This is a genomic window from Streptomyces sp. NPDC037013 (assembly GCF_055607265.1).
Genome location: NZ_JBVJRV010000006.1, coordinates 259,260 through 271,775, shown reverse-complemented (window position 1 = coordinate 271,775; position 12,516 = coordinate 259,260). Strand labels below are relative to the sequence as shown.

Here is a 12,516-nt window from a genome sequence, read left to right as displayed (position 1 = left end):
GGTCTCCCGCCCGTGGCGTTTCACGTGAAACATCGCGTCGCTCGCCGGATCGCGGCGCGTCCGTTCACGTGGCCCGCCCGGCTCGGGTTGGTGCACGTGGGAAAGGGAACTGCTCCTGGCATGGCTGTGAACGAGAGCTTGAACCACGACGAGGCACCGGTCCTTGAGGCGCTGGAGCGCTACCACGACGTCGATGAACTCGCCTTCACTCCACCCGGCCACAAGCAGGCCCGTGGCGCGGACCCCCGGGTCAAGAAGGTGCTCGGGGACGCGGTCTTCCTCGGCGATCTGCTCGCCGACGGAGGCCTCGACGACCGCCTCACCCGCAACAAGATCCTGGAGCGGGCCGAGCGGCTGATGGCCGACGCCGTCCACGCCGAGCACACCTTCTTCTCCACCTGCGGCAGCTCCCTGTCGGTCAAGGCGGCCATGCTGACCGTGACGGCGCCGCACCACCGGCTGCTGGTCGGACGTGACGCGCACAAGTCCGTCATCGCCGGCCTGATCCTCTCCGGCGTCGAGCCCGTCTGGGTCGACCCCGCCTGGGACCCCGAGCGCCACATCGCGCATCCGCCCACGCCCGAGAGCTTCGAGGAGGCGTTCGCCGCCCACCCCGACGCCGACGGCGCCCTGGTCACCAGCCCCACGCCCTACGGGGCGACGGCCGACCTGCGCGCGATCGCCGACGTCTGCCACCGCCGCGGAAAGCCCCTGATCGTCGACGAGGCCTGGGGCGCCCACCTGCCCTTCCACGACGACCTGCCGACCTGGGCGATGGACGCGGGCGCGGACATCTGCGTGACCAGCGTCCACAAGATGGGCAGCGGCCTCGAACAGGGCTCGGTCTTCCATCTCCAGGGCGACCTCATCGACCCCGCCGTCCTCGCCTCCCGGGCCGATCTCCTGGGCACCACCAGCCCCTCGGTCCTGCTCTACGCCGGGCTGGACGGCTGGCGCAGGCAGATGGTCCAGCACGGCGAGCAGCTCATCGACGACGCGCTTCGGCTGGCGGCCCGCACCCGCGCGGCGATCGAGCGCATCGACGGCCTGCACGTCGACAGCGCCGACGACTACTGCGGCCCCGGACGGGCGTCGGACTTCGACCCCCTGCCCGTCGTGATCGACCTCTCAGCGCTGGGGACGACCGGCTACCGCGCCGGCGACTGGCTGCGCGCCCACCACCACGTCGACATGCACCTCTTCGACCACCGCCGGATCAGCGCGCAGCTCACCCACGCCGATGACGAGGCCACCGCGGCCCGCCTCCTCGAAGCGCTGCGCGATCTGTCCGCCCACGCCGCCGAGTTGCAGGACGCGCCCCAGGTGGACGTGCCCACCCCGGCCGATCTGCGGATGTCCCAGGCGATGCTGCCGCGCGACGCCTACTTCGCCTCCTACGAAGACGTGCCCCCGCACGAGGCGGTGGGGCGCATCGCCGCGGAGATGGTCACCCCGTACCCGCCCGGCATCCCGGTCGTCCTGCCCGGCGAGCGGCTGACCGAGCCCGTCCTGCGGTACCTGGTCTCTGGCGTACGCGCGGGCATGCACCTCCCGGACGCCGCCGACAACACCCTGAACACGATCCGGGTCACCGCCTGAGCAGCAGGGGGACGGGGAGGGAGGAAGGAACGATGGAGGAGGCCGAGGACGAGGTCATGAGCGGCGAGAAGGACGACACCACGGACGGCGCCACGGACCGAGCGGTGGGGGCGGGCGGCGCCGGGACAGGCGGGGACAACGGCGAGCGCGGGGGCGTCGAGGCCTTCACCGGGCTCCTGGACCCGCCCGTGTACGTCGTCACCGTGGCGGCGGACGGGCAGCGCGCCGGCTGTCTGGTCGGTTTCGCGAGCCAGTGCTCCCTGGAGCCCACCCGGTTCGCGGTCTGGCTCTCCAAGGCCAACCACACCTACCGCCTCGCCCTGAAGGCGCAGACCCTCGCGGTCCACCTCCTGCCGCGCCACCGGCACGACCTCGCCGCCCGTTTCGGGGCCCTGTGCAGCGTAGAGACCGACAAGTTCGCCGGCTTGAAGTGGCACGAGGGCCCGGACGGCACCGTCGTGCTCGACGATGCCCTCGCCTGGTTCGCCGGCCGCGTCCAGGCCCACGTCGACGGAGGTGACCACGTCGCCTTCATCCTCGACCCGGTCGCCGCACGAGCCGGGCACGCGACAGACGCGGGCGCGGACGGGACCCCTCTCGCCCTGCACGCCGCGAGCGACATCACCGCCGGGCACCCGGCGTGACCGGTCCGCAGGGCGGGGCGGCAGCACGGCGGTGAACAGGTCGTGGACCGCGGGCCGGAGCCACCCGGTCAGACCTTGCGCACCTTCCACACCACTTCCGCCGGCCACTTCTCCGCCCAGTCCCGGTCGAGTGCTTCCTTGAAGTAGGTGCCGCCGTCGGCGGGGGCGGTGGGTTCCACCAAGCGCTCTATGGAGAACCCGCACTCCCGGAACATGTCGATCCACTGCGCGTAGGTGGAGTGGAAGACGACCACGTCGCCGCCGTACTTCATGCGGGCGTCGCCGTACGGGTTGGCGAGGTGTTCGCCGACCGTGCCGCTCCGGTCGTCGAAGCACATCTGCAGGAGCGGGGAGTACGTGCACAGGCCGAGGATGCCGCCGGGCCGGAGCACGCGGTGGGCTTCGCGGAGCAGACGCTGCGGCGGGGAGAAGTCGAACGCGCCGTGGTCGCAGAAGGCCGCGTCGAAGACGCCCGGACGGAACGGCAGGCGCTCCGCCGCCGCCTGGACGAACCCCGCGGCCTCGCCGCCCAGGCTGCGCGAGAGTTGCCCGGAGGAGAGTTCGACGCCGTAGGCCTCGTAGCCGGCCCGGGCGAAACCCACCGTGTCGTGTCCGATGCCGCAGCCGAGGTCGATGATGCGGGAACCGGCCGGGAGGTCATCGGTGAAGATCCTGAGGTCGCTCTCCGGGAGGTGCCAGATCCCCCAGGACGGGTGGCGGCCCGCGTCGAAGTGCTCGGGGTGGGCGTCGTGGTAGAGCTCGCTGTTGGAGTCCCAGTACCGCTCGTTGACCTTCAGGTAATTGATCTTCGCCATCGCTCGTCCTCAGCCTCTGTCCTCAGCCTTGCAGGGGTTCGCACACCGACAGATCCGCCCAGCCGGACGGCGGGCTGGTGTAGTTCTTCACGCGCAGCCGTGCGGCCGACCTGAGCCGGCCGAACAGGCAGACCTCGCCGGTCGCCGCCAGGAGCCGTTCGGCCCGCGCGCAGAGGTCGAGCCGCTCCTCCGGGCCGTCCGCGGCCAGGGCTCCGTACACGAGCTCCTTGAATCCGGACGCGGGCCCGCCGGGCAATCGCTCCGCCGGACGGCGGGTGAAGGGGAGCAGGAGGGCGGCCGGGTCGGGCCAGGCCGCGGCCATCAGCACGAGCCGGAAGTCTTCGCGGTACGTGGTGGGGAGCTCGGTGAGATAGGCGCGGTAACTGATGGCCTCGGGCCGGAGGATGAGTCCGGTGCGCTCGCCGAGCTGCTCGGCGAGGATCTGGGCCGTCTCCCGGTTGGGTGAGAAGTCCGGGAAGACCAGGCGGGCCGAGGCCGGGGAACTCGCGGCCGCGGGAAACGCGCCGGGAGCAGGGCGGTCCGGCTCGACGGCTCGGCCCGAATCCCACAGGCCCGTAAGGGAGTCGAGTGGGCCGAGGGCTCCGTGCAGCCTCCGCGAGAGGGCCCGGCAGTCGACGGCCGCCGCGACGGCCCGCTTCTGCTCGGGAGCCATGCTCTCCGGGGGCAGCAGGGCCACAGCGATGTCGAGCTCGTCGACCCGCAGGTCCGGGTGGTCGGCGCGCCGCGCCCACCGGCTCACCGGGAACGTCGTCGGGCAGGTGATGTCCACCGCGCCCCGCTCGAAGAGGCGCTGCCCGTCCTCGGCACCGGCGGACAGGACGTAGGTGACGTCGGGGTGGGGCCCGACCGACCGCAGACGGATCTCACCGCCGGGGCCGCGGAGATCTCCGGAAGCGTCAGGAGCCCTGGGCACCCCGGAAGCATCAGCCAGCGCATACGCACCACTGGTGACGCTCGGATCGCCGTGCCGGGGCCCGAAGACGGGGTTGGCCAGGAGCGCGGGCAGGTTGCCGACGGGGTGGCGGGTGGTCAGGAGCAGCCTGCCGGAGTCGAGGGGCCGGATCCGCTCGATGAGCGAGACGAGCCAGGCGAAGGGGCCGGCCTGCCGGGCGACGGCCGCGATGTGCCGGGCGATGTCGAGGGCGCGGATCGGCCGGCCGTCGGACCAGTGCGCGTCGGGCCGCAGCGCGAACTCCCAGCTTTTCCCGTCCAGGCGTTGCACTTCGTGCAACAGGCCCGGCCGCAGGGTTCGTTCAGGGCCTTCGACGAAGAGGGGCCGAGCGAGTTGACGCGTAATCGTCAAACCAGTCCAGTCGTCGGCCGCGCCGTAGAGGCCCGCCGGGATCAGGTCCGTTTCCACTCGGATCGGCTTGGACATGCCAATTCCCCCTTGGCGCAATCCTGATGCGACGTGGCGCGAACCGTGCCGTTACGGCGAGATTAAGCCAGCCCTATCCTCGCCACAGCACAGCGGGCCTGTTTACCGGGTCTGGGCGGTGACACGGCCCGTTTCGAAGTCGATGATTTTCCGTACGTCGTATTCGACGAGCTCCGTGATATCCGCGAGGTGGTGAATGATCGCGGCGGCCATCCAGGCACCGATGATGGTGTTATTTGGACCGAATGAGAAGCGGGTACTCCGCAGATTCCCGGATTCATTTACGGCCGCACCCTCATCACTCGCGGAAAAGGAGAGCTGTTCCGGGGTGACGGTCGACCTTCCCGGCGCGAAGAGGGGCCCGTAAAATCCGCGCTGCATGCCTACGCCCCCGAATATGGAGGGCACGTTCCTGGCCCAGGCCGACTCGGCCACCGCATCGGAGATGCTGCCTATGGGCTGGTCTATGCAGACGGCGATGACATCGACGTCCGGATGCGCCTTCAGGACTTCGTCGATTTCCGCGGCGGAGCCGACGAACCGGTCCACGAGTGCGATGTCGGCATCGGGAACCCGGTCCCTTATATAGGTGCGGGCCGCGTCCAGTTTGGGCCGGCCCACGGCCGCCCTGGGGAAGGTGAACTGGCGGTTCAGGTTGTTCAGCTGCACGTCGTCGGAGTCGACGAGGACGAAGCGTCCGACGCCGGCCCCGATCAGGTGCTGGAGGACCACGCTGCCCGTGCCCCCCACGCCCATGACCATGACCTTGGCTCCGCAGATGCGGTGTTGTGCCTCGTCAGGGCGGTGTGTGTGCAGGGCCAGATGCCCCCACTGCCGGGCGTGGATGCTGTCGTCGCCCGCCGGCCCCGAGGGCGACTCGATGAGGAGGCCGCGTCTTCGCAGGGCTCTCACCAGACCGTCGCACGCGGTGTCGCGGCGCGTCAGCTCTTCCAGGGCTTCTTTCTCGCAGCCGCCTTCGAGGGCTTCCATCAGCCGGCTGACGGTGCCCTTGCTGTCATCGAGGACGTATTTCTTCTTCTCGCCCTGAAACGTCACCGTGCCGTCGGCAGAATTCAATTGCCAGACGGGGTTCAGCCATACACGCATACCGCGCGACACATCCTCGAGGCAGAAACGGATACCACTCAAAGATGCAAGGAGCGGGAGTGCGGCCCCGCATTACCGGGGCCGCACTCCCGCTCACATGGTCAGCAGCGGTGGACCATCACCTGGGCGGCGTCGGTCACGTCCATCTCCTCGATGAAGAAGATGTCATCCTGCTCCTGCGTGGCAACCTGAATTGCGGACTCAGTAACGTTCTCGTTCACTGTCGCTCCTCATGTGCATCGGAACTGAATTGCTCTGACGTGAGGAAGCTTCACCATTCAGATAGCAGGTTGTCAAGCATCTTCAGGGCAGGATTTTATTTTCCCCGCAAAACATGTCCAATCTTAGCAATACGGACATTTCTTCCCTTGTGTTCGCTGATCGGGCCAGGCAGTATCCGTGAAACGCTCGGACGCCTTTGCCACGTACTGCGAGGGGATTGATGCGGGGGGATTGAAGAGCTGCCGCGCAGGGGTAGTGGACCCTTTGGGCGGCTGGCAAGAGAACCGGAGCCACCTTCCGTATCCGTACGCAGCGCATCTTGCCAAGCCGAGAGAACGAAGCACAGAATCATGGGATTCCTTGAATTCAACGGTGTCCAGTGCAATCTCGCCGACGGGCGGACACTGTTCCAAGAAGTCAGCTTCTCCGTGGGTGCGGGGGAGGTCGCGGCGCTCATCGGTCACAACGGCGCGGGAAAGACCACCCTGGTGAACGTCGCGGGAATGCGGCTCAAGCCGCGCGCGGGCACCGTCAACGTCCAGGGCGGGCTGGCGATGATGCCCCAGTTCATCGGATCGGTCCGTGACGGATCGACCGTGCGCGACCTGCTCCTCGCCGCCGCCCCCGAGCGGATCGCCGCGGCCGCGGCCGACATAGACGCCCTCGAACTCGAACTGATGGAGCGCGACGACGAGGCCACCCAGATGCGGTACGCCGAGGCGCTGGGCACCTGGGGCGAGGCCGGCGGTTACGAGATCGAGGTGCTCTGGGACGTGGTGACCACGGCCGCGCTCGGCATGCCCTTCGACCGCGCCCGCTTCCGCGACGTCAACACCCTCTCCGGCGGCGAGCAGAAGCGCCTCGTCCTGGAAGCGCTGCTGCGCGGCCGCGAACAGGTGCTCATCCTCGACGAGCCGGACAACTACCTGGACGTACCGGGCAAGCGCTGGCTCGAAGAGCAGCTGCGCACCACCGACAAGGCCGTCCTGCTGGTCAGCCACGACCGCGCCCTGCTCGGCAACGTCGCCACGAAGATCGTCGCCCTCGAAGGCCGCAGCACCTGGGTGCACGGCGGCTCCTTCGCCGGCTGGAAAGAAGCCCGCCAGGCTCGTCGCGAGCGGCTCGCCGAGCTGCACCGCCGCTGGGACGAGGAGCACGAGCGGCTCAAGGACCTGGTGCACACCCTCGGCGAGCAGGCCAAGATCAGCGCCGCCATGGCGCCCCGCTACCGCGCCGCCCAGACCCGGCTGCGCAAGTACGAGGAGGCCGGCCGCCCGCCCGAACTGCCCAGGGAGCAGCGCGTGGTCCCCCGCCTGACCGGCGGACGTACCGGAACCCGCGTCATCACCTGTGAGCAGCTGGAACTGACCGGCCTGATGAAACCGTTCGACCTGGAGGTCTTCCTCGGGGACCGCGTCGCGGTGCTCGGGTCGAACGGCTCGGGCAAGAGCCACCTCCTGAAGCTCCTGGCCGGCCAGGACGTGGACCACACGGGCTCCTGGCGGCTTGGCGCACGGGTCGTGCCGGGCTTCTTCACCCAGACCCACCAGCATCCGGAGTGGGTCGGCAAGACGCTCGTGGAGATCATGGGCCGCGGCGAAGGCATCCGCGAGGGGATGGACCGCGGGGCCGCCGCGGGCATGCTCTCGCGGTACGAACTGGCGGGCTCGGCGGACCAGCGCTTCGAGACGCTCTCCGGCGGACAGCAGGCCCGTTTCCAGATCCTGCTCCTGGAGCTCGGCGGCGCGACGCTGCTGCTGCTCGACGAGCCGACGGACAACCTCGACCTGGTCTCGGCCGAAGCACTGCAACAGGCCATCGAGGAGTTCAACGGCACGGTCGTCGTGGTCACCCACGACCGCTGGCTCGCGAGCTCCTTCAACCGCTTCCTCCTCTTCCGTTCCGACGGCGAAGTGGTGCAGACGCAGGAACCGGTCTGGGACGAGACCCGGGTGACCAGAGCCCGCTGATCCCTTGGCGTGGCCCCACCGACCGAAGGAGACGCAAGATGCAGGAATCGGCGCAGACGACTTCCGTCGCGGACCACAAGAGCGCGGACCACATGAGCGCTGACCACACGAGCGCGAACCACATGAGCGCGGACCGCATGAGCAGGGACGCGGCGATCGCCCTGCACAGCAGGACCATCGACCTGCTGACCACGGCCCCCGTGACGGAGGCGCTCGGTCAGTTGCGGGCGGGCGGCGACGCGCCGGCCACCAGCCTGCCCCTGCTGCCCGCGGACGTGACGCATCCGCTCCTCTCCGAGCTGTCCGCCCTGTCGACCTGGGCCACGGAGCACTGGCTGCTCACCCCCGACGACAACGTGAAGCCGGCCGACGAGGCGGAGTTCGCCGCGGCCGCCCCCGAGCGGCGCTTCTCGCGCAGCGGCTGCCTGCGCGACATCCCGCAGGACGCCCTGGGGATCCGGGCGTTCATATCCGCGCTCAAGAGCCCGAAGGTGGCCGACGCTTTCTCGTCGGCCTTCGGCGAGCGCGTCTCCTTCCGCTCGGCCGACATCGCCAAGTACGAGGCCGACCACTATCTGCGGCGCCACTCCGACACCTTCGACGACCGGCGCTTCGGCCTCGTCTTCTTCCTCTCGCCCGGGTGGACCGCGGGCGACGGAGGCGAACTGGTGGTCGAGGCGCCGAGCGGCGCGGCCCTCACCACCCAGCCCGAGCAGGGGCGGGTGGCGCTCCTGCGGATCAACCCCGGGTACCACCACAGCGTGTGCCGGATCCGCTCGCGGTCCTGGGTGCGCTACTCCACCGCCGTCCACTTCGGCACGGCCAAATAGCGGCCCCTTTTCGGACGACGGCCCACGCGACGAGCCACCGGCGGCCGACCATTGATCACCGCACGGCTCTGGCCACCACGGGCAGAGCCGTGCGGTGATGTCCACCACCGCTTTCATCAGATCTACCGGCGTGCCGCCAGGAGTTCGACGTGCTCAAAGACAGCAGCTTCAGAAACTTGTGGACTGCCCAGACCGTATCCCTGTTCGGAACCCAGGCCAGCGTGGTCATCATCCCGCTGCTCGCCCTGGGGACCCTCGATGCCTCCGCGTTCGAGATGGGGCTGCTCGGCAGCGCCGAATCGCTGGCCGTGCTGTTCCTCGGGTTGTGGGTCGGCATGACCGCCGACCGCTATCCGCGCAGGTCGGTCATGGTGACGGCGAACGTCCTCCGCCTGCTGCTGATCGGCCTGATCCCGGTGGCCTACGCGCTCGACCTGCTGAGCATCCCCCTGCTCTTCGTCACCATCTTCCTCGTCGGGGCCCTCACCCTCCTGTACGACTCCGCCCTCTCCTCCCACGTGGTGATGACGTTCGAACGCCGCCACCTCCCGAAGATCAACTCGTATATGGAGGGCAGCACCGCCGTCAGCGAGGTCGCGGGACCGGGCCTGGGCGGCCTCCTCGTCCAGGCGCTGGGGGCGCCGCTGGCCCTGGTCGCCGACGTCTGCAGCTACGTCGCGAGCACGGTGCTGCTGCTCAGGTCGGGGGAGAGCACGAAGAAGATCGCGGAGGATTCCGGCGAGGGCGAGGACGAGGCCGAGGCCGAGCAGGAGACCGTCAAGGGCGCCCTGTCCGGCTTCACCTGGGCCTTCTCCCACCGCGTCCTGCGACCGGTGATCGTCTCCGCGGCCCACTTCAACTTCTTCACCGCGATGTTCTTCGCCGTCTACACCTTCTACGTCGTCAAGGAGCTGGGCTTCAGCCCCCTCCTCGTCGGCCTGTCGAGCGCGGCCGGCGGACTCGGCGGCGTGCTGTCGGCGACGGCCGCCTCCTCGTTCATGAGCAAGGTGAAGACCAAGCTCCTCTACGTCCTGTCCCTGATCGTGCCCACCGCCGGCGCGTTCCTCGTCCCCGGCTCCGAACTGCTCGGCTCCTCCCTCCTGCAGTTCCTCGCCGTGGCGGCCGGCATGTTCCTGTGGAGCTTCGCCATCGTCGTGAACCTGGTCATGAGCGAGACGATCAAGCAGATGGTGACGCCGTCGCACATGATCGGCCAGGTCACCTCCGCCATGCGCTTCACGACGCTGGGCTTCGAACCCATCGGCGCGATCGTGGGCGGCACCCTCTCCCAGTTCCTCAGCCCCACCGCGGCCCTGATCATCGCGGCCTGCGGACTCGCGACCTCCGTCGCCTGGGTCGTCTTCAACCGCCACCTCAGTACGTACGACGTGAATGAGGCCGAGCCGGTGGGGGCGTCCTGACCGGATCGACGGTATTCATCGAGGGTGTCCGGCCCCGCTCGGATGCGGTCACGCCGGCGGCGTCGGCCGACCGATGGTGAGAAGCGTGGCTGCCGGGTAGGCCGGTGCCGTTTCGGCCGTTTCGCGGTAGGCCTCCACCAGATCCTCATAGACGGCGTCAAGGTCGGCTGCGCCGCGTGCCACCAGCAGCCACCGTTGCACCAGTGGTTCGCCCTCCATCTGGCGGACCACCATGCCGTGGCCCCCTGACGCGGTGGCCTGCGCAAGTGTGATGGCTTGGCCGGCCGAGACCAGCAGGAGTGAGGTGGTGTAGTCCCCGTGCGACAGGCGAGGGGACAATCCGGCCGCGCGCAGGGTCCGGCAGGCGCTCTCCCATTCGTCGTCCGCCTCCGAATTCAGCACCCACTGCTCGTCTCCCAGGTCCTCCAGCCGGACGGTGGTACGGGCGGCCAGCGGGTGGTGTTCGGGAAGAACCAGGCACAAGGGCTCACGTTCGACGAGGACACGTTGGCGCACCCCCGGGGGAAAACGCAGGGGGGCGCCCTCCGCCTCGTAGACGAACACGATGTCGAGCTGCCCGGTGGCCAGCAACCTGAGCAGGACATCGGGAGACACCTCGGTCTGGACGGAGGGTCTCGCGCCGGGGTAGCGGCGGTGCAGTCGGCTTGTCCAACCGGACACGGCGCGACTGATGATGGAACCGATGCGCGGCGCTTGAGCGGCGCGGGCGGCCGCGGCCCGCATCTCGGCGGTCAGCGCCGTCATCTCGCTCACCAGGGGACGGGCCCGGGCCAGAAGCTGCTGCCCGAACTCGGTGGGGCGGCTGCCCTCCTGGTGGCGAATGAACAACTGCCCGCCCAGAGCCCGTTCGATGCGGAGCAGCTGCGCGGTCACGGTGGGCTGCGCCACCCCGAGCGCGCGGGCGGCCTTGTGCAGACTGCCGTGGTCAGCGACCGCGCACACCACCTGCAGATGACGCATCTCCAGTTCCATGGGCGGTGATCGTATGGGCGCCACCACCCCACGGCCAGCCCTTGACCACCATGGATCGGACTCGCTGCGCGGCAGGCGCCGCCGGGCCGGTGGATAGCCGTGGGCTATCCGTTGATCGCATTCTCCCGGCCGCGATACGCCGACCGCACACTCGTCGCGTACCCCTCCACACCGCAACAACAGTCAGGGACCCCCATGAAGTTTCCTGTCCCGTCCTCGCGCATAACCACCGGCGTCCTCGGTCTGGCTTCCGCCGCCGCCCTGGTCACCGCGGGCCCCGCGACGGCCGCCCCGGCTCCGGTCGATGCCCGGCCGGGCACCATCAACTCCGCCGCCCGCGCGGCCACGAGCGGAGCCCCCGGCGGTGCGTCGTCCGTGGCGCCGATGTCGGGCAAAGCAAGGCCGATCATTGGCGGCAGTGAGACCCAGGCGCAGCCGTACCACGCCCGCGTGCTCCGGAACGACAGGGGAGTGTGCACGTCCACCCTGGTGGCATCCCGCTACATCCTGACCGCCAAGCACTGCGTCGACGCCCCCGGTAGGTACACCTTCCGGATCGGCAGCACCTACGCGGAAAGCGGCGGAACCGTGGCCGCCGCCTCCCGGATCACCGTGCACCCATCGGCCGACCTGGCGATGGTCCGGCTCGACCAGCAGGTCAGCAACACCCCCGCCCGTCTCGCAGCCGCCTCCCCACAGGTCGGTTCGACCGTCTCCATCTACGGCTGGGGCGCCACCTGCCGGGGCGATGAGGGCGCCTGCCAGTCGCCCGTCCTGAAGACCGCGACGATGCGCATGACGGGCTTCAGCCAAGATCACTCCGGCGGCACCGCCTTGCAGCTCCAATACCTCAACGGCGTCGCGGCCGGTGGAGACTCCGGCGGCCCCGCCATGGTGGCCGGTTCGGTGGTCGGGGTGGCCTCCACCAGCAACCGTCAGTCCGTCAGTTCGTACACCGCCACTGCCACCTACGCCGACTGGATCAGGTCCCAGACAGCCAACGGCTGACCATTCCCCCACCGGGTCCTGGCTCGGGGCCGTAGCACCCGGTCCAGCTTGTGGGTGACGACGAACCCGTCCTCGACCTTCTTCGTCTCCGCACGACGACGGTCGGCAACGGTGCCTTCACCCTGAGTCCAGGTGCGGCTCTGCTGTCCAGATCTGTTCACGAAGTCCCGGAATCGCTCGGCCGCGTCTGAGTCCTCGAGGGCTTCCGGCTCCTGGTCGCCGCCGCGGGCCCCGCCGGCCCTCCACATGACGGTGAGGCCGGGGCGGGCACGGAGAATCAGATCGGGCCGGCGTGACGAACACAGAGAGGCCCTCTGGCCTGCGTTTCCGCAGGTCAGAGGGCCTCTCTCGATGTGGAGCCTAGGGGAGTCGAACCCCTGACATCTGCCATGCAAAGACAGCGCTCTACCAACTGAGCTAAGGCCCCGAGGTGACACCTCGGACCGGAAGAATCACCTCCCGGCGTGCATCGCAGACCAGAGTACCGGGTCACCCCCCGGATCTCGCA

10 protein-coding genes and 1 tRNA gene are annotated in these 12,516 nt (G+C 69.3%); 6 read left to right on the top strand and 5 right to left on the bottom strand.

The annotated features are described in order from the left end of the window. The first annotated feature begins 120 nt into the window (after positions 1-120). Both ACZ7DY_RS23450 and ACZ7DY_RS23445 read left to right on the top strand, forming a co-directional pair. On the top strand, positions 121-1,599 hold the full coding sequence (locus ACZ7DY_RS23450) for an aminotransferase class I/II-fold pyridoxal phosphate-dependent enzyme (RefSeq protein WP_471138081.1): 1,479 nt from the start codon (positions 121-123) through the stop codon (positions 1,597-1,599). Positions 1,600-1,631: 32 nt separating this feature from the next. Further along, entirely contained in the window at positions 1,632-2,243 is a 612-nt protein-coding gene (locus ACZ7DY_RS23445) for a flavin reductase family protein (RefSeq protein ID WP_471138079.1), read from the top strand. Between the two features lie 68 nt (positions 2,244-2,311). On the opposite strand, the gene ACZ7DY_RS23440 is transcribed toward ACZ7DY_RS23445, so the two are convergent. From ACZ7DY_RS23440 to ACZ7DY_RS23430, 3 genes are all read right to left on the bottom strand, one after another. Beyond that, entirely contained in the window at positions 2,312-3,058 is a 747-nt protein-coding gene (locus tag ACZ7DY_RS23440; RefSeq protein ID WP_471138077.1) for a class I SAM-dependent methyltransferase, read from the bottom strand. Between the two features lie 22 nt (positions 3,059-3,080). Next, positions 3,081-4,457: an ABC transporter substrate-binding protein gene (locus ACZ7DY_RS23435; RefSeq protein ID WP_471138076.1), complete on the bottom strand. Its 1,377-nt coding sequence runs from the start codon at positions 4,455-4,457 to the stop codon at positions 3,081-3,083. Positions 4,458-4,559: 102 nt separating this feature from the next. Continuing rightward, on the bottom strand, positions 4,560-5,564 hold the full coding sequence (locus ACZ7DY_RS23430; RefSeq protein ID WP_471138074.1) for a HesA/MoeB/ThiF family protein: 1,005 nt from the start codon (positions 5,562-5,564) through the stop codon (positions 4,560-4,562). Positions 5,565-6,136: 572 nt separating this feature from the next. Between ACZ7DY_RS23430 and ACZ7DY_RS23425 the strand changes: the two genes are divergently transcribed. The 3 genes from ACZ7DY_RS23425 (at position 6,137) to ACZ7DY_RS23415 (ending at position 10,007) form a co-directional block, all read left to right on the top strand. Then, the gene (locus ACZ7DY_RS23425) at positions 6,137-7,756 is read left to right on the top strand and encodes an ABC-F family ATP-binding cassette domain-containing protein (protein ID WP_471138072.1); all 1,620 of its coding nucleotides are present in this window, start codon (positions 6,137-6,139) and stop codon (positions 7,754-7,756) included. 38 nt (positions 7,757-7,794) lie between these two features. Beyond that, entirely contained in the window at positions 7,795-8,586 is a 792-nt protein-coding gene (locus tag ACZ7DY_RS23420; RefSeq protein ID WP_471138071.1) for a 2OG-Fe(II) oxygenase, read from the top strand. 149 nt (positions 8,587-8,735) lie between these two features. After that, positions 8,736-10,007, top strand: a complete 1,272-nt coding sequence (locus tag ACZ7DY_RS23415; RefSeq protein WP_471138070.1) for an MFS transporter — start codon at positions 8,736-8,738, stop codon at positions 10,005-10,007. A gap of 48 nt (positions 10,008-10,055) precedes the next feature. Here ACZ7DY_RS23415 and ACZ7DY_RS23410 read toward each other — a convergent pair whose 3' ends face one another. After that, positions 10,056-11,000: a LysR family transcriptional regulator gene (locus ACZ7DY_RS23410; protein ID WP_471138068.1), complete on the bottom strand. Its 945-nt coding sequence runs from the start codon at positions 10,998-11,000 to the stop codon at positions 10,056-10,058. 195 nt (positions 11,001-11,195) lie between these two features. Between ACZ7DY_RS23410 and ACZ7DY_RS23405 the strand changes: the two genes are divergently transcribed. Beyond that, positions 11,196-12,008, top strand: coding sequence for a S1 family peptidase (locus ACZ7DY_RS23405; protein ID WP_471138066.1), 813 nt, complete (start codon positions 11,196-11,198; stop codon positions 12,006-12,008). Between the two features lie 354 nt (positions 12,009-12,362). Here the strand turns inward: ACZ7DY_RS23405 and ACZ7DY_RS23400 are convergent. Continuing rightward, positions 12,363-12,435 (bottom strand) — tRNA-Ala (locus ACZ7DY_RS23400). Positions 12,436-12,516 lie beyond the last annotated feature (81 nt).